At 57.7% G+C, this 17488-nt stretch carries 13 protein-coding genes; 6 read left to right on the top strand and 7 right to left on the bottom strand.

The window, feature by feature from the left end; all coding sequences use genetic code 11:
• Nucleotides 1–16 precede the first annotated feature (16 nt).
• Both C1N84_RS21995 and C1N84_RS21990 read right to left on the bottom strand, forming a co-directional pair.
• Nucleotides 17–5797, bottom strand: coding sequence for an autotransporter outer membrane beta-barrel domain-containing protein (locus C1N84_RS21995; RefSeq protein WP_394541878.1), 5781 nt, complete (start codon nucleotides 5795–5797; stop codon nucleotides 17–19).
• Nucleotides 5798–6295: 498 nt separating this feature from the next.
• A complete protein-coding gene (locus tag C1N84_RS21990) occupies nucleotides 6296–7432 on the bottom strand; it encodes an acyltransferase family protein (RefSeq protein WP_168714984.1) in 1137 nt (378 codons plus the stop codon).
• Between the two features lie 560 nt (nucleotides 7433–7992).
• Between C1N84_RS21990 and C1N84_RS21985 the strand changes: the two genes are divergently transcribed.
• From C1N84_RS21985 to C1N84_RS21975, 3 genes are all read left to right on the top strand, one after another.
• Nucleotides 7993–8793 (top strand): SGNH/GDSL hydrolase family protein, encoded by an 801-nt coding sequence (locus C1N84_RS21985; protein WP_072208996.1) that lies wholly within the window; start codon nucleotides 7993–7995, stop codon nucleotides 8791–8793.
• Nucleotides 8794–8907: 114 nt separating this feature from the next.
• The gene (locus C1N84_RS21980) at nucleotides 8908–9372 is read left to right on the top strand and encodes a GNAT family N-acetyltransferase (protein ID WP_264443950.1); all 465 of its coding nucleotides are present in this window, start codon (nucleotides 8908–8910) and stop codon (nucleotides 9370–9372) included.
• 10 nt (nucleotides 9373–9382) lie between these two features.
• Nucleotides 9383–9754 (top strand): RidA family protein, encoded by a 372-nt coding sequence (locus tag C1N84_RS21975; protein ID WP_264251787.1) that lies wholly within the window; start codon nucleotides 9383–9385, stop codon nucleotides 9752–9754.
• 231 nt (nucleotides 9755–9985) lie between these two features.
• Here the strand turns inward: C1N84_RS21975 and C1N84_RS21970 are convergent, their stop codons facing one another.
• Nucleotides 9986–10930, bottom strand: coding sequence for an AraC family transcriptional regulator (locus tag C1N84_RS21970; RefSeq protein ID WP_394541877.1), 945 nt, complete (start codon nucleotides 10928–10930; stop codon nucleotides 9986–9988).
• 99 nt (nucleotides 10931–11029) lie between these two features.
• On the opposite strand from C1N84_RS21970, the gene C1N84_RS21965 reads away from it, so the two are divergent.
• Nucleotides 11030–11776, top strand: a complete 747-nt coding sequence (locus C1N84_RS21965; RefSeq protein ID WP_021509071.1) for an SDR family oxidoreductase — start codon at nucleotides 11030–11032, stop codon at nucleotides 11774–11776.
• Here C1N84_RS21965 and C1N84_RS21960 read toward each other — a convergent pair.
• Nucleotides 11773–12201, bottom strand: a complete 429-nt coding sequence (locus C1N84_RS21960) for a nucleotide triphosphate diphosphatase NUDT15 (protein WP_021509070.1) — start codon at nucleotides 12199–12201, stop codon at nucleotides 11773–11775. The two genes, C1N84_RS21965 and C1N84_RS21960, sit on opposite strands and share 4 nt — an antisense overlap.
• Before the next feature lie 80 nt (nucleotides 12202–12281).
• Nucleotides 12282–13430 (bottom strand): MFS transporter, encoded by a 1149-nt coding sequence (locus C1N84_RS21955; protein ID WP_256737268.1) that lies wholly within the window; start codon nucleotides 13428–13430, stop codon nucleotides 12282–12284.
• Nucleotides 13431–13540: 110 nt separating this feature from the next.
• Here C1N84_RS21955 and C1N84_RS21950 point away from each other — a divergent pair, with 110 nt between their 5' ends.
• The gene (locus C1N84_RS21950) at nucleotides 13541–14029 is read left to right on the top strand and encodes a MarR family winged helix-turn-helix transcriptional regulator (protein WP_394521850.1); all 489 of its coding nucleotides are present in this window, start codon (nucleotides 13541–13543) and stop codon (nucleotides 14027–14029) included.
• A gap of 87 nt (nucleotides 14030–14116) precedes the next feature.
• Nucleotides 14117–14656, top strand: a complete 540-nt coding sequence (gene cybB, locus C1N84_RS21945) for a cytochrome b561 (RefSeq protein WP_394541876.1) — start codon at nucleotides 14117–14119, stop codon at nucleotides 14654–14656.
• Between the two features lie 72 nt (nucleotides 14657–14728).
• On the opposite strand, the gene C1N84_RS21940 is transcribed toward cybB, so the two are convergent.
• Entirely contained in the window at nucleotides 14729–16669 is a 1941-nt protein-coding gene (locus C1N84_RS21940) for a methyl-accepting chemotaxis protein (protein WP_021509066.1), read from the bottom strand.
• A 476-nt stretch (nucleotides 16670–17145) separates the two neighbouring features.
• Entirely contained in the window at nucleotides 17146–17475 is a 330-nt protein-coding gene (locus C1N84_RS21935) for a YebG family protein (RefSeq protein ID WP_394541875.1), read from the bottom strand.
• Nucleotides 17476–17488 lie beyond the last annotated feature (13 nt).

The raw sequence follows: 17488 nt of genomic DNA, 5'->3' as shown, positions 1-17488 counted from the left end.
TTGCACGTTTAAGCGATCAAAACGACCAGCGCACCCCGGCATTGTAGCGCCAGCCTTTGACGCCGTTGCCGGCAATCTCTTTGCGGTAATCCGCCTCGGCATACAGCGCCACGTTGTTGATCAGCGTCGCCGTGCCGCCGAGGCCGACGTCCCACATCTGGCCAAATTTGCCGCTGCTGAAGCTCTGGCTCAGGTCGCTGTCGCTGGCGCCGACCCTGACCTGCGCCGTTCCGCCCCAGCCGCGATAGTAGTTAGCGCGCAGATACGGCGTGTACTGGTTCTGACTGCTGTCCTGCCAGCTGCGCGCCACACGCGCGCCGAGCCGGCCTATGGTTTGATCGTAATCGTTATAAGAGACGCGCGCGCCGTCAGCATCGGTGAAACTGTCCATGTTCATACGCAGCCAGCTAACCTGTGCCTGCGGTTCCAGGCGCACATCACCCGCCAGCATCAGCGGATAGCCAGACTCGACTGACGCCGTCCAGCCGTGCCCTTTGGGTTTAGCGACCGCTTTCTGCCGCGCAATGTCGGTTTCGCCACGGTAGCCGCTCCAGCTCAGCGAACCATCTACATACCAGCCACTGCTGCGCAGCCAGGTGCCATAAAGTGACAACGTATCGCTATCAAAGCTGGTGGAGCTGTACCCGTCAGCGGCATGCGGGCGAATGCGCGTGTTGCCGCGCGTATAGGCGACGCCGCCGCGCACGCTATCTTCAGCGCCATCGGCGCGCAGCAAATTGCCGCCGAGCTGTACGGCGCTGTAGTTGAGGTCGAAATCATAACCCCAGGCATCCAGGCCGCGATTGCTTCGATACTGCAAATCCGAACCGAGATAGCGGATAAACATCTCTGCGTTGTCTGCCGGCTGCTGGCGCAGTTCGCCGAGTCGCTTATGCAGATCGTCAGTGACTGCCAGCGAGTAGTACGCCAGCCCGACCGGTGCGGAGATCCAGGACGGCACCTGCGGCGTGACCGCCGGACGCACCGCCTTAACCGCACTGCCCGCCTGCGGCTGGCACAGCGAGCCATCGCTGCAGATGAAGTTGTTTGCCAGACGATAGTCCCATGCGTTGCCGCCTGCGCTGCTGCCCGGTGCAAAGCTGTACAGACCATACTGCCACGGCCCGGCTGCCACATAGCCATTGCTCAGCCTGAAGCTGTCGGCGCTGGCGCTGCCGGTCACCTGCACCAGCGAAACGCCTTCGCTGACGGCAATTACGTTGTCACGATTAGTGTCCAGCAGTCCGCCGCCCTGCAGGCGGTCATCCACCCAGGTGGTGCCGCTGGCGTTACCGTTAACACGCAGCACGTCGCTGTGGGTGGCTGTCGAATTGAGCTTCAGGCGGCCCTGCGCGGAGGCCAGACTACCTTCGATGGTCAGGGTATTTGCCGCCACATTGCCACCGTTGGTCAGGTCGAGCGTGCCGGCATTATTCACTACCAGCGAATCATTGCTGGCCCCCTGCAGCCGCGCGTTGACGCCATCGCCGGCGAACAGCGTGGATCCGGCATCGATATTGATGGTGCTGTGCGCCAGTTTAATGTTGTCGCTCAGCGTCCACTGCGTATCGATGAAGTTCAGCGTGCTCCAGCCCGCGCCGAGGTTGGTGCCTTTGGTGAGATCGTCCTGCCGGAACGAACCGCCGCGCGCATTGAGCTGGCTGAGGTTCAGCGTGCTATCCGCGCCGCCGCTGGTGATATGGCGGGTCTGGTTCAGGCTGATAGCCTGCACCGTCGCCTGATTCGCACTGCCGTCACCCATACTCAGGCCGCCATCCAGCGTGCCGCCCGCAACCAGCAGCGTATCGCTGCCGTTGCCGGTGTTCACTTCGCCCGTGACTTTGCCCGCCAGCAGTGCCACCACATCACGGGTCGCGCCGCCCGCCACTACCACCTGATCGGCGTACGGCGCATCCAGCGTGCCCTGGTTGATAAACACCGTCTCGCCGCCGCGCAGATCGATGAGCGGTGCGACGCGGCTTTGTGAACGGATGGTGCCCTGGTTGATCACCTGGCTGGCGCTGCGGGTGACAATCGCCGAACCGCCATCGGCATCGCGGATATCAATCAGGCCCTGAGCGATCACCCGTCCACGGGTGTTGGCACGCACGCCGGTGCCGCTGCCGTTGACTTCAATGCGGTAGTCGCGCCCAATCACTAAATCGTTGCCCGTGGTCGATCCATCTGCGTTTTCAAAACGATAGCCGGTACCGCCTGCGCCGACGTGAATCTGCGCGCTACCCGCCGGATCGAACGAGGTGGCCGAGCGGATGCCGGTGCCACCGTTAGCCTCGAAGCGCACATTACTCAGCGAAATATCACTGATGCCGGCGCGATTGTTCAGCGCAGTGCCGCTGCCGTAAGCGCCGATGATGATGTCGTTGGCTTCAAAGCGCTGCGCACCGCTGTCGAGCAGCAAACCATCGGCTTTGCCGTAAGCCGCCAGCGTGCTGGCCCCCTGCCCGTCGCCGTAAATTTTCATCGCGCCGCCGGAGCCCACGCGCAGCGCGGCGATGCCATCATTCACCCGTAAGCTGCTGTCGAGCGGGACATACTGGCCATAACCGCTGCTGACATCCACGCCGGTGCCGCTGGCAACGCTAACCGTGCCGCGGTTGATAAAGTTACCGCCATCGTGCACCCGGGCCCCGGTACTGTTGCGGCCACGCAAATCCACTACGCTCTGCTGCTGATTAAACAGGCGCGCGTCGCCGCTGACATCAAACGCCGTGGCGTTGCGCCCGGTGCCGGTGATGAGCGAGGCGGCGTAGACCTCGGTGCCATCGCCTGTCGCCTGCGCGCCGAGGGTGTTTTTGCCGTTCAGCGCGATTAGGCTGGTAATAATCCCCTGCGCGCGATCGCTGGCGCGCAGCACGGTGGCACCCTTACCGGTGACCTGATAAACATCGGTGCTGGATACCAGCGCATCCGTCCCGCTGACCACGATGCCGGTGCTGTCTCTGCCGCTCAGCGTGACGTTGCCAAAGCCCTGGTTGTACAGCCACGCGCCGTTGCGGATGTCATACAACGTCGAATTACGGCTGCTGACATCAACCGGGCTGCCGTTGACGATCAGACGTGAGCCGGGATCGAAAGCCTGATAGCCAATCTGCTGCGCATCGTGGAACACCACGCGGCTATTGGCGCCCAGCGTAATACGGCCGCCGGCAAAGGCTTTCGCTCCGACCACGTTATCGCCGTACAGATTAATCGTACCGTTCTGGTTAATTCGCCCCAGTTGGTGATAGGAAACCGCACCAAAGGTGGTGGTTTGCCGGGCGCTCTGGCCGCTGTAAAGATTGAGCGTGCCGCTGTTGGTAATTTCCGTCAGGGTTTTGCCGTCGCCGGCCCCCGGATAGCCATCAGCAAACAGCGCCCGGCCATTGCGCAAAATATTGATGTCGCCGCTGTTATTAACCGTGGCGCCATACTGCGCGTAGATACCCGTTACGCCTTCACCCCGCAGGGAGATAGCGCCGCGATTCACCAGCCGCGCATGATTCATCACGGTAAACGGCTGCTGGTTATTGGCGCGGCCGTCTATCGCCGCCTGATTGATCAGTAACGTGTTGGGATCGAACTGCGTATTGGGGTTAACAACGTTACCCTGCAGCGTATAGCGATTACCGTCAGCAATGGCGACGCGGGCATCAGACCCGTTGAGGTGAATACGCGTTGCGGCATCAATGGTGGCGCGGGCGCCATCTGTGATGGTCAGCCCGCTGGCAAAACTGGCGATGTTCAGCGTCGCGCCGTGGGTATTAATGTCGGTGCCCGCGCCGCTGCCGTACACGCCAGTTGCAAACGGGCTGTTCATCGACAGAGTCAGGCCGCGCCCGTCAAAATCCGCGCCCTGCTCGACGCGAAAAATCGTGCCGTTCCACACGGAAGCGCTGTAGCGGCCGTTGGCCGGCAAATTAATGCGCGCATCCGGACCGATACGGTAGAAACTGATCTGTCCGCTATCCAGCATGCTGTCGCTGCCGCTGGAGGTGGGAATGGCGCGGGCGCTAACGTTGACCGTTGCCTGGCCTTCAGCACGAATCCCGATGCCCGCTTTGCCGCTGAGCCGGATTGGGCCGGTGATATCGGCACTGGCGTGACCGCCCGGTTCGCCAGTTACCCACACCGCCGTATTGTTGGTGCCGCCAAAGCGGTCGGCGTCACCCGCCACGTTGATCGCGCCGCTGGAGAAGGCGTGCGCCTGATTGCCCGCCGTGGCGATCACTTTCAGGCCGGTGCTGTTATAGCCATTCAGATTGAGGGTACCGCGGTTGCCCACCTGGCCGCCGCTGCCGGAATCCATCGCCAGCATGGCGATATTTTCACGCGGCAGCGCCTGCGCCATACCGTTGACGTCGATAACACCGTTATTCAGGGATACCGCGTTGGGCCCGGCCTCGATGCGCATGCCAACGGCGTTTTCGACTTTTGAGCCAATAACAATGCGACCATTATTGATGGCGCGGGAATCCAGCAGACCGGAAATGGCGCTGATGCCACCGCCGAGGCTGACCGCGACATCCTGCGTGACGTCGCCCTTGTGATTTTGCGGCGTGCGGCCGAGGTAAATCGTGCCATCGCGCGCGTTGACGAAGCTGCCCTCGCCGCTGAAACTCACCGCCGCTGCTGAGGAGCCGTTCGCTACATTGTGAATGCCGATGTTAATATTGCCGTGGTTGACCGCGCTGCTGCTGCCGAGGAATAAGCCGGCGGTGCCCCACGGCGCATCACCGATATGCACATTGAGCACGCCATTATTGCGGAACTCACTGTCATAAATCGCGGACACCGCTGTGCCCGCATAGCCGAGAGAATCCTCCGCCACGCCGCGTCCATTGGCGGCGTTGAAAAAACCGCTGTTGATGACACCATTATTGATACCGCGCGCGCCGCTGATCAGCTCCAGCGCGCCCGCTTCGGATGAGAGCGCGTTACTGGTCGCCAGTTTTCCGGCGATAATCGCCGTTGCACCGTTGCTGGCGCGCATCACGGCGCTGGCGCTGTTGGCCACTTCCAGCGTTTTGCCGCGATTGATTTTCACACTGGCTTTCGCGCCATCGGCGCTCAGCACCACCTGATCGCCGAGTGCGGCAGCCACTTCATCATCGTAATTACCGGTGCTCATGCGGTAAACCACACGACCGTCGCGCAGGCTGAACGCCTGGTTCAGCGCGGCGTTATAACTTTCCGGGCTCAGGTTGCCGCCGCTAATCTGGTCAATCAGCCAGTCGTTATAGTTACGCAATTCATTGAGGTTACTGACGTAATAGGCGTTGCTGCTGCCATCCTTAAGCGTGACATCAAACAGACCGGCGTAGGTCACCACGCCTCCGGCATCAAATGCCAGCCGATCGCCACCGTACGGCGGCGTGGCGGCGGTAAAGCGGATGCGGTTATTACTGTCCCAGTTAATCTGGCCGTTATTACTGCTGGCAAATAACTGACTCTGTTTGGCCGCCATTGACCAGCGATTGGTGCTGGCGTTAGCGGCTGCGCCTTGCTGACCAATATTGATATTTAACCGGCCATTAGTGACTGTCGCCACGCGCGCATCAATATATTGTTTATCGTTCACATCATAATAATCTGGCACTACCGTAGCGCCATTAATTTCCGCCGGCGCAATCATGTCCGCACTGTTATAAACCTGATAGACACGATAACTGCCTGTTTCTTCATCCGGAATACCAATAGCATAATTTTGTGCACCGAGTTGCAGGCGGGGCTCGCCGATTAAATTGTCATTAATAATACGCCCAACCTTTTGTAGTTCACCCAGCGTGACGCTGCTCATGCCACTTTCTCCAGCGGTAAAGCGCGGCACGCCGCTCAGCGTCTGGGTGGAACCATTACATAAGCAATAAGCGCCAACTTTATTGTCGTTGCGCTCGGGAGTGAAAGGTTTTAATACCACCGCCGATACCGGTGTGGCAGGCAGCATTAAGCCCTGCGCAGCAAGCAGGCTTAGTAACAAGGGATTTAATTTAAACACACTATTGTCCTCACCAGAGAAAAGACAAATGCCGCACAGCGAATGCGCAGTGCGGGGAAATAGCGAAGCGAAATATATTGTCGTAATAGGTTACGGCTGGAAATCCGTTGAAATGAGTATTACCGCGATCAGCTTAAAACGTCCAGTTTGACTTAAGGAATTGTGATGACGGCGATAAGCTTTAGGAATTGCGCTAACGGCCTGAGATAATTATCTGGAACTAAAAATGCGGAAAATGGCAAAAATCAGATGGCGGAAAATAATACCCGGCACGCCAGTGGCGGCCGGGCATGATGACAATTACAGTCGCGCTTCGACCGGCACCGCCACCTTTTTATCTTTCGGCTTGAGGCCAAACATGAACGAGGCGAAGCGTGAACGTTTGACGATGGCGTAACACACCGCGCTCAGCGCAATGCCGAGGGCAAAATCGATCAGGACATACAGGACTGACAGGTTATCCGGTAACCAGACATCCAGCAGCCATGAGAAAATGATCACCACCGGATAGTGCAGCAAATAGATAATCAGCGCGGAGTCCACAATTGCCGTCAGAATGCGACTCTCTTTCACGTTGATGCGTTCGAAGCTAAATACCAGCCAGTAGGACAGCATCACCGACAGCACGCTGCCCAGCATCACCGGCACATATTTCATCACACCGGTGATGTGGTTGTGCGCGACAACATAGCAGGCGGCCCACACCGCCAGCACCAGCGCTGCCACCAGCCAGCCATTCATCAGTTTACTGCTGGCGTACCGGGCAATTTTCTCGCGGTTGACGTATAACGCAAAACCAGCGGTGTAGTAGACGAGGAAGCGTGCGGTCACCGGGATGAGCTCGACAAATTCACCGCGGCCTTTCACCAGGAACTTCAGCACGAAGCAGGCGTTACCCAGAATCACCAGTGTGGCGATCAGCAGTGGCAACGACATTTTGCCCAACTGACGGGCGCTCCACTGATAAAACGCGCCGGGTACCAGCAGCGACATCACCGACAGCGACACGAGGAACCACAGGTGGTGCATCATGGTATAGCTGTTTAGCCAGCCTTCGAGGCTCAGCGGGGTGTTATTCATCTGTCCCGCGATAAAATACATCAGCGGCGGAATAAACAGATAGGCTGATATCAGCGGAATCAGGACGCGCTTACGGCGATTATCCGTAAAGAATTTCTGCCCTTTGCGCAAAATAATCAGTGCGGAGAACATGCCCGAAAGAAAGAAGAACACTTCCATCCTGAAGGTGTGCACCATGCTCAGCAGTGCCGTGAATATTTCCGAGGGATCGCGCTGCGCGACATAATACCAGCCATTCTCTCCCGGCAAACTCCGTGAGGCGTGTAATAACACCCCTTCCAGAATTAGGCCGGCACGCAGCAGATCCAGGCCAATATTACGGCTGGATAAAAAGGATTCTGTTTTCACATTGCACATCCTGAAATGAGTTGTAACGCAATCATAATGATTCAGTCAGAATGCTAACACCGGATTAATCTGTATACATTATGTTTAGAAACGTTTCGGAATTTCGCCATAGTGTAAAGAATGTCACTGTGCAATGGCCATAAAGCTTAAGCCAGAATGTTCTGATGGTAAAAGTTATCGTCAGGCAGTGCCTATTCGCAGCTAACTGCCGGAAAAACAGCGAAAACCCACTCTTTTACAACAGGTTGTGGATTAACGGTTCGACTCGCAGTGCGAAAATTCGCTAATCAAACCGCGTTATGTCCTGAAGCAACCGTGATGTTTTAAGCAGGCGTCAATGCGGGATTTTCTGGCTGAAGGGAGGCTATTAGGCAGGGCTGGTTTTTACCTGATTGAATTTAAATAACTTTTATTCAGCAAGCGGCTTTTTTCTCAGAGTTGACCTAATTTTCACCCCGCAACCGTGCTTTCGGATTGTTGACCCGCAATCTCCCCTGTTAAGGTAATTCGCTTACGGTTAACAACCGATTCTCCATGTAACCTTGAGTATCAAAAGGCGGAAATTTGTTATGCAACGAGCGCTATCTGGCATCGTCACTTTGCTGATTACCACAGCCTGTCTGTGCAATACCGCATTCGCCGAAAGCGGCAAGCCCGATAATAACTTTATTATTGAAGCCTATGGCGGTTCAAGCACGCGCGGTGCCATGGCGATAAAGGAAAATGGCAAATTGCGCGCAATCTATATTAAAGACAATGAGATTGCTCTGATTAACCAGTGGTTACAGGAGAAGTATGGCGATGGCATTCGCGTAGTGAATAAAGGCGCGTCCTCATCGCAGGCCATGGACCTGTTAAATGGCAAATATTTCTACAAGAATAATAAAAGCTGGCGCGAAGAGATGAAGAAATCGCCGGCAAAAATCATTTTGCTGAATTTTGCCACCAACGATGCACGCCATTTCCATTTCCGCGATATAGAAAAGGATTACCAGGTTAGCCCGGATAAATATACCCAGGTAATGACACAGCTGATCACTATTGCCCGTGAAGAGGGTAAGCAGGTGATATTACAGGAGCCGCACCCGATTTGTGGCCGCGCGGAGAAATGGCACGTTGCACCTTACGTCACCAAACTGGACGCGCTGGCTAAAGCGGAGTCGGTGCCGCTGGCGCGTCAGTATCAGCGCATCCTGCAGATGAAAGACTGGCAGTCACTGATGTCACCCGATTGTATTCACCCGTCCGAACAGCTGTACCGCATGAAAGCAGAGGAAACTTTTTCGGTGCTGGTCTCCCACTTTAATACCGAGCTGGCTGCTGCCGGGCATGGCAAAAACCCGGATGGCGAGCAGGTGGCGAAACGCTAAGCCGGTGATTGGCTGACCAATGAAAACGGCTTAACGCGATAGTGTAGCGACATATTAACGGTAGTCTTTACCACCACGCTGTGTTATCCCTCGGGTTGTCGCGGAGGGGTAACAATGAATATCAGTTTACTGAGCCAGTGTCCGCGGTTGCTGGATACGGTGGCAACTATGCCTCATCAGGAGTGGTCCGGGTTTTCTCACTGGCGCGACCGGAGCGCCATTCGTCAGCGCCTGCTGATGCGCAACGCGCATCCGGCAAAAACGTTTACGCTGGTCGCGTTGAACGCAGAAAATGAAGTGCTTGCCACCGCCAGCACGATTCTTCACGAGCTTGATGACATCCATGAACGCCAGTTCTGGATTGGCGAAGTACTGACTGTCGCGGCACACCGCGGTAAAGGCGTGGCCTCTGCTCTGGTATTGCGTTTAATTGAAGAAGCTCGCCAGCGCGATATGGCAGAGTTGTGGCTTTATACGCCGGATCAGCAGGCGTTTTACCGTCGCTATGGCTGGCAGGAAATCGAGCAGCGCATCGTGTCGTCAGAACAGGTTAGCGTGATGCGAAGGGAAATCTTTTAAGGAAAAGAAGATGTTGGTACGTAAAAACTATCCAGAACTGGGCGAAGTAAAAGCGCCTTACGTGCACGCCGTGAAGCATGGCGACACGCTTTACGTTTCGGGTCTGACTGCCTTCGCAACAACGGCGCAGCAGGCGGATATTGCTGCGCAGGCAGAAGTGATTTTTCAGCAGCTACATACACTGGCTGCGCAGGAAAACACATCACTGAAAAACCTGATAAAAGTGACAATCTTTGTCACCTCCTTCACCGATATAAATGCATTGCGCGACGTGCTTTACCGGCATTATGGCGAACACCTGCCCGCCAGTTCACTGGTGCAGGTTAGCCAGCTGTTTTGCCCCGATCTGAAAATCGAAATTGAAGCAATTATTGCTCTGTGATGAAGTTGTAATTGTTTGTTTTAACGATGCTTTGATTTAAAACGATTCTTGTATGGTCACCTGTTGCCTACACAAGTATTCCCTGGTCGCCATAAATGGCGACCCTACAGGGTACAGCACGGTTTTGTAGGGTGCGCATTGATGCGCACCGGCATTATCAGTTTTTTTTACTGAACGGCATTGCACGCTTTATGGCGGCCCGTCTTACGCTGGCCGCCACTGCGGGCGTGATTAACTTACCTGGGCGATTGCTGGCTCAGCTTCTGCGGTGCCGCTGCGCCGTTCCGCGCCAGCGAAGCCGGTCGGCGTCTGGCCAGTGAAGCGGGTGAAAGCGATGCTGAAGGCGCTGGCAGAGCGGTAACCCACCCGTTCAGCCACGTCGGCCACTGACAGGCGGCTGCTTCGCAGCAGATTTTTCGCCAGCGCCATGCGCCACGTCAGCACATACGCCATCGGCGCCATGCCCACTGCATCGCGAAAACGCACGAAAAACGCCGAGCGCGATAGCGCCGCATGTTTCGCCAGCTGGGGTACCGTCCAGCCATGGGCTGGCCTGGCGTGGATGGCGCGAATCGCCCCGGCCAGCCGCTCATCGGCCAGTCCACGCATCACGCCAGGCGATGCATTCGCCGCTGGCATTGCGCGCAGCGCTTCGATCAGCAGTAATTCCAGCAAACGTTCCAGCACGATCTGCCGTGCCGGACGTTGTGCACGGCACTCATCCCTGACCAGCTGCACCAGCGTGGTCAGGCGCGATGCGCCACGCACATGAATAAACTGTGGCAGTAACGAGACAATCAATCCCGCGTCAGGTGCGGCAAACTGGCAGTAACCAATCAGCGTCTGAACCTCGGCTGGCTGCTGCCGATCGCCAAGCCACACTTCGCCGGGCGCAAGCATCTCCGGCACAGAATCAGGCGCATCTGCGGCCGGTGGCTGCTCGCTGGTCATGCAAAATTCCCACGCAGCCGGAATCAGGACAAAATCCCCCGGCTCAAGCGCAACCGGAGGATGACCTTTCATTTCCAGTCGGGTGCGCCCCTCCAGCACCACGCAGTAAAACGGCTGGCCGGTCTCACTGCGCTGCACACGCCATAACCCATTGGCACGCGCGCGTTTGGAATAAGCCGCCCCGGGCTGTAACAGTGACACCATTTCGGCGAGCGGATCGATCATAATGGACTCCTGCAAATGAAACCAGGACTGTACGTTGTAGTGAGTCCGGTAGTGGCACTCTATAGTGAGCTCTTACCCAACGCAATGCAGGAGTGAACCATGAAAACCATTTTAATCACCGGCTGCTCTTCTGGTTTTGGTCATGCTACCGCGCTCTGGTTTCTGGAGCGCGGCTGGAAAGTCATCGCCACCATGCGCACCCCGCGCGCCGAACTGTTTCCCGAATCCGCCCATCTGCGCCTGCTGCCACTGGATGTCACCGATGCCGCCAGCATCAGGCAAACGCTGGCTGAAGCAGGAGAGATTGATGTGCTGGTCAACAATGCCGGCATCGGTTTATTAACTTCGCTGGAAGGCGCGCCGATGTCCTCGGTGCGGGAAGTGTTCGAAACCAACACGCTGGGCACCATCGCCATGACGCAGGCGGTCATCCCGCAGTTCCGTGCGAAAAACAGTGGCATGGTGATCAATGTGACCTCGACGGTGACGCTGAAATCCCTGCCGCTGCTGGCGGTTTATACCGGCAGCAAAGCGGCAGTCAACGCCTTTACCGAGTCGCTGGCGCTGGAACTGCAGCCCTTTAATGTTCAGGTGAGACTGGTATTACCCGGGCTGGCACCCACCACCGACTTTGGCAAAAATGCCCGGCCGCGCATGGAAAACACCTTGCTCGAGCCTTACCAGCCGATGTTTGATGGCATCATCGCCGGCATGCAGCAGCCCCAGCCAACCACTAAAGCACAGGACGTTGCCGCTGCCGTGTGGCGTGCCGCGACCGATCCCGCCGCACCGATGCGCATCCCGGCCGGAGAAGATGCCGAAGCCTCGATGAAGCAATACGGTTAGCGATCTTTACGCTGGGCCAGCGCCTGCAGTGCCGCCAGACCGTCGCGCGCCAGCCAGCTTTGCAGCGGGGCAAACAACGGTTCAGGCAGCGCCTCAGGCGCGAACCAGTGCCAGCCTGCGCACTTATCCGGTTCCCGCAGCTGCGGCTCGCCGCTGGCGTCCGGCGCCACCATCAGCAGCGTAATATAGTGGCGGTTGACCGCCGGAAACACATCGCTGACGAAGGCGCCGTTGTGTACGCTGTGCAGCTGTAAACCGGTCTCCTCCAGCACTTCCCGCCGCGCACAGGCTTCCGGTGATTCACCAAACTCCAGATGGCCGCCCGGTGCCGACCAGTCACCGGCACCGTGGCTGCCTTTACGCTGGCCGAGCAACAGCTTGCCATCGCGGAAAATTAATACGCCAACACCGACCTGCGGGGACATCATTGCTCCTGATTTATCGATCCTCTCACTCTGCACGGTTTATAAAACAGCGCACCCCGCCTGACAATGGTTTCCTGCCGTTATCGCTGGGGTTTGAGTCGCAGCGCCATCAGCATCAGTAGCAGCACGCCCGCCGCCATGATTTGCCACGCGCTGTCGAGTGATGCCGCGCGGTCGCGCACGATGCCGGCCATCAGCGGCATCAGTGCGGCCAGCATATAGCCGCCGCCCTGCACGAAAGACAGCAGCGCAGTGGCTTCTTCCGGCGTACGGGCATGGTCAAGCGTGACAATCAGCGATAGCGGAAACAGCGCACCGATCCCCAATCCCAGCAGCAGCGTCGGCAACCAGGCGTGTTCGCCGCCCAGCCACAGCAGTGCGATCAGCCCCAGCAGGATAGAAGCCAGCACCACCAGCAGCGGCCAGCGGCGATCGCGGCAGCGATGAATCAGCGCGGAGAGCATAAATCCGGCGGCGACTTCGGTCAGGGTTAATGCGCCCAGCACGTAGCCGCTCTGCGCCGGCAGCCAGCCGTGTTGCATGTAAAATGGCGGCAGCCACGCCAGCACCAGCGTGTAAGCACCGGTGCCGATGCCAAAAAACAGCATCAACAGCCAGGCGCGCGGCGTGCGGTGTACGCCGCCGGCCGGTGGCGTGTTTACTCTCGTGGTCACAGGCTGCAGGCGCAGCCACAGAATCAATGCGATCAGCGCCGGTAGCGACGGCAGCATCAGGGCGATCGTCAGTCCGGCATGGCTGGCGAGCGGCGCGGCGCTGGCAGCGGCCACTGCGGCTCCGGCCATAATACCGGTGGTGAACAGTGCCATTAGCGTACCGGCACGCGAGGCGAAGTGACGTTTAATGAGCGCGGGCATCAGCGCCTGGATCAGCCCGATGCCGCAGCCGGCCAGCAGCGCGCTGGCGGTCAGCATGGCGGCGCTGTGATCGACGCCACGCGCGCCACCCGCGAACACCAGTACTATCAGGCCAGCGGTAATGCCGCGCGCTTCACCCAGCCTGCGCAGCAGCAGCGGTCCGGCCAGCGCCGCCAGCCCCATCATAATGACCGGCAGCGTCGTCAGCAGGCTCAGCTGCGTGGCACTGAGACCTGCATCGTGCTGCAGTTGCAGGAACAGCGGTCCGATGGCCGCCATCACCGGACGCAAATTCAGCGCCACCACAAAAACCAGTAAAGCAAACATGCCAATAGCAGGTAAGGTACGATTCACATTCTATCTCCATACACCAAATTATCTTAACGTTAAGATAGTTTGCGGAAGAACGATAGCGGGTGCGCACAAAGCGACACATTGCCCGCCGTGAACTGATGAGAATTAACATGACTGACCACGTAGATTTTGTCGTTGCGCAATGGGCCAGCGCCATGCCGGAGCTGGACGCCTCTTCCATGGCGATTTTTGGCCGCATGCTGCGCCTGATGAAGCATCTGGCGAAAAAGCGCGCTGAGGCGCTGGCGCCCTTTGGTTTTCGCGACGGTGAATTTGATGTACTGGCGACGCTGCGGCGTGCTGGCGCACCTTACCGGCTGTCGCCCACGCAGCTCTACAAATCGCTGCTGGTCACCTCCGGTGCCATGACCAACCGGCTTAACCGGCTGGAAGAAGAGGGATTGATTGCGCGTGTTGCCGATGCCGATGATAAGCGCAGCACGCTGGTGATGCTGACGCCGGCCGGCCTGGCAAAGATTGAGCAGGCGCTGCAGATGCATACGCAAACGCAGAACGCGCTGCTGGCCACGCTGGACGATCGGCAGCAGCAGCAGCTTGCCGCCCTGCTGCGTCAGCTGTTGCAGGCAGCCGAACAGTAAGCCGAACGGGATGTGGCAAAAAATGAATTAATTCAGCGCGTTTTTCGCTATGTTAAGCATCCCACACCGCTTATTTTCGGACTGGCTATGCGTAACAAATATGCCCCTGCGCAAATCTTTATTCACTGGCTGACGCTGGTACTGGTGGCCACCGCTTACTGCACCATGGAGTTTCGCAGCTTATTTACGCGCGGATCCTGGCAAGGCTATACCATGATCGTCGGACATTTCAGCGCCGGCAGTTGTGTGCTGTTGCTGATGCTGTCACGCATTGTGCTGCGTTTTCGCCATCGCAGCCCGAAAATCGAACCTCAGCCGCCGCACTGGCAAACCGGACTGGCGCATCTGATGCATCTGGCGATTTATCTGTTTTTTATCGTGCTGCCGATTCTCGGCATCCTTTCGCGCTTTTACATGGGCCGCAGCTGGTGGATTTTCGCGATTCCGATGCCGGTCAGCGCCAGTCCGGATCCGGACTTTGCCGACATGCTAAGCGACTGGCATGAAACGCTTGCGCCTTACGGTTACTGGCTGATTGGCCTGCACGCGACCGCGGCGCTGGTGCATCATTATCTGATTAAAGACAATACGTTGCTGCGCATGATGCCGTCACGGCGAAACGGATGAAAGGAATAAGACGGTCGCCTGACGTGGCGACCGTCCTGATTTACGCAGCGAGCCGGCGACCGGTCACCGACCTCAGCTGAGGTGAAAACGTCCCACGGTATGCGCCAGCTGTGCCGCCTGGTCTTCCAGCGAACTGGCGGCGGCTGACATCTGCTGGACCAGCGCGGCGTTCTGCTGGGTGGTGCCATCCATCTCGTTCACCGCGATCGTTACCTGGCTGATGCCGCGCGCCTGCTCGTCTGACGCGGTAACAATCTCGCCGATAATGGTGCGCACCGAGTTCACCGCCTGCGTCATCTCCTGCATGGTTTTACCGGCATCCTGCACCAGCTGCACACCGCTGCCGACGCGCTGCCCGGACTCTTCAATCAGCGCAGCGATATCCTTCACCGCATTGGCGCTGCGCTGTGCCAGATTACGCACTTCCGACGCCACCACGGCAAAACCGCGTCCCTGTTCGCCGGCGCGCGCCGCTTCAACCGCGGCGTTGAGCGCCAGAATGTTGGTCTGGAAGGCGATGCTGTTGATAATGGCGGTGATGTCGCCGATTTTCTTCGCGCTGTCGTCGATTTGCGCCATGGTCTGCACCACCTGGCCCACCAGTGACTCACCGCGACTGGCGATGTGCGTGGCGTTATCGGTCAGCGTCGTCGCCTGATGCGCGTTAGCAGCGTTGTGTTTCACCGTCGCGGTAATCTGCTCCATGCTGGCGGCAGTTTGTTCCAGCGCGGCCGCCTGCTCTTCGGTACGTGACGCGAGGTTGAGGTTGCCGCTGGCGATTTCACCTGCGCCCTGGCGCACCGACGCGCTGGCATCCTGAATCTGCCCGACAATCTCGCGCAGCTGGTTTTGCATGGTGTGCAAGGCGAAGAACAGACTGCTGCTGTCGCGCGCTTTCAGCGGGATAGCGTTATCCAGTTTGCCATCGGCCACCGCCAGCGCAATGGTGGCTGCGGTCAGTGGCTCACCGCCAATCGGCTTCAGCACTTTGCGACTAAATACCAGCCCAAGCAGTGCGCACACCACCAGGATGCTGATCACCATTAAAATCACCGCGTTAATCAGCTGACGGTGCGCCGCTTCCATGACTTTGCTCACCGGAGCCACCACGCCGAGATACCATTTCTGATCGCTGTTACCGATCACCACAGGCCGCCAGGCTACCAGCGCATCCTCGCCCAGAATAGCGTCATGCTGTTCGGTGACCGTGCTGCTGAAATTATGTGTGTCGCCCTTCCAGGCTTTGCTGGTCTGGCTTTTGTCCGGATAAGACACCACATTACCCGCGCTGGAGAGCAACATGGCGTAACCGCTGCCTTCCCACGGTTTGATGCTGTTCACTTTTTCCTGCAGTGACGCCAGTGAGATATCGGACGTCACCACGCCCCACAGTTTGCCCTGGCTGATAATTGGCGCGGCCACCGAGGTCAGCAGCGTTGGCACACCGTTATAGGCATAGCTATAAGGTTCGATCAGCGTATCTTTCTGGCTTTTCTGCGGCAGCAGATAGTAATCGCCCTGGCCTGGCGTAAAGATTGAGGTCAGCGGATGCAGGGCAAAATTGCCGCCCTGGTCGCGATCGACGAAATAGGCGTAACGTCCTTTAGGTGCCGCGCCAGCCTGAGAGGCAAACTCAGCATCGCGTCCGTCAAACGCGTTTTCTTCGAAGATGACCGAAATAGAGAGATAGTCCGGATTATCACGCAGTGCAGAGACCAGCAGCTTATCGGCCACTTTACGGTCCTGCACGCCGGCAGCCGGCAGGGCAATCAGACTGTGGCCGAGGTTGTGTGCGACATCGCGTGCGTAACTCAGCTCCTGCTGTATTTGCAGCGCCTGACTCTGCGCAATCTGCTGTAAGTAACTTTCCGCCAGCGATTTTTGCTCATTGCTGGACTGCCAGCTGAGCACGCCGATAGTCACGGCGAAGCCCAGGGTGATGGTTAAGGCGCCCGTCAGCAGCATTTGGGTGCGGGTGCTCATTTTTTTCTTATTAGATACGGTTGTGGCCATGTCGGCGCTCCTGGTGTTGACACTTTATTACTGAAAAAGAATCACGCCCTGTGCACCTGCATCCCTGTAATCACTCTATCGGCGCACAATCCGGGAACTTGATGGCCTGGCAGGTCCGATCAGAAAACCATCAACCGCTGTTGCGGCGTTGAGTCGCCATTAAAAACGCTAAGACCATGCAGTAAAAAAGAGAGAATTTGATCTGGCGCAAGATCGCCACTTCGCTGTGCTGTCAGGTTATTGCGTACGGGCGCAACGCGCCGCATAACAAGAGGAATGCAACATGGCAGGTAAATTGAGTCTGGCAGGGTTAATGGTGGTCTGGCTGGTGTATGTGGCGTGGATGGTCAGTTACTACTCAGGCACCTTCTCTCTTTTCACGCACTGATCCTTTGCACTGATCCTTAGCACGGTTCCCAGGCCAGCACAGAGGCTGGCCCGGATTCAGCAGCAGTACAAAGCGAACGCGCGGTTCCTCAGGCGGCTTTGACCGCTCGCACCTTCTTCTCTTTTTCCGGCGCAGCCGTATCGCTGTCGTCAGCAGCGGTTTCGCCGCTGTCTTTCACCGCGTCCGGCAGTTTGCTGGTGCGCAGAATGTGTTGCACCGCGTCTTTCTGTTCGGCCAGCAGCATACCCAGTGCTTCGGCCTGGGCCACATCCATCGCTGGCTGATGTTGCTGCAGCCAGTCGGTGAACGCGTCGGCCATATCGAGCATTTTGTCCCATGCATCTGCGTCTTTTTTATTGGCAAACGTCATCTTCTCTTCACCCTTTCTGACCACAACATATTTGGTTTCGACTGCCATGATGCACCTCATT

It is taken from the genome of Pantoea sp. SGAir0418, assembly GCF_043529865.1.
The sequence above is the reverse complement of the archived record's forward strand: the minus strand, read 5'-3'. Positions and strand labels throughout refer to the sequence as shown.

Bases quoted from the DNA above. Each gene is read 5' to 3' on its own strand.
- C1N84_RS21980 (WP_264443950.1), top strand. From the start codon at position 8,908: ATGAATATCAGTTTACTGAGCCAGTGTCCGCGGTTGCTGGATACGGTG.
- C1N84_RS21970 (WP_394541877.1), bottom strand. From the start codon at position 10,930: ATGATCGATCCGCTCGCCGAAATGGTGTCACTGTTACAGCCCGGGGCG.
- C1N84_RS21960 (WP_021509070.1), bottom strand. From the start codon at position 12,201: ATGTCCCCGCAGGTCGGTGTTGGCGTATTAATTTTCCGCGATGGCAAG.
- cybB (WP_394541876.1), top strand. From the start codon at position 14,117: ATGCGTAACAAATATGCCCCTGCGCAAATCTTTATTCACTGGCTGACG.
- C1N84_RS21940 (WP_021509066.1), bottom strand. From the start codon at position 16,669: ATGGCCACAACCGTATCTAATAAGAAAAAAATGAGCACCCGCACCCAA.
- C1N84_RS21990 (WP_168714984.1), bottom strand. From the start codon at position 7,432: ATGTGCAATGTGAAAACAGAATCCTTTTTATCCAGCCGTAATATTGGC.
- C1N84_RS21935 (WP_394541875.1), bottom strand. From the start codon at position 17,475: ATGGCAGTCGAAACCAAATATGTTGTGGTCAGAAAGGGTGAAGAGAAG.
- C1N84_RS21965 (WP_021509071.1), top strand. From the start codon at position 11,030: ATGAAAACCATTTTAATCACCGGCTGCTCTTCTGGTTTTGGTCATGCT.
- C1N84_RS21995 (WP_394541878.1), bottom strand. From the start codon at position 5,797: ATGAGCAGCGTCACGCTGGGTGAACTACAAAAGGTTGGGCGTATTATT.
- C1N84_RS21975 (WP_264251787.1), top strand. From the start codon at position 9,383: ATGTTGGTACGTAAAAACTATCCAGAACTGGGCGAAGTAAAAGCGCCT.
- C1N84_RS21950 (WP_394521850.1), top strand. From the start codon at position 13,541: ATGACTGACCACGTAGATTTTGTCGTTGCGCAATGGGCCAGCGCCATG.
- C1N84_RS21985 (WP_072208996.1), top strand. From the start codon at position 7,993: ATGCAACGAGCGCTATCTGGCATCGTCACTTTGCTGATTACCACAGCC.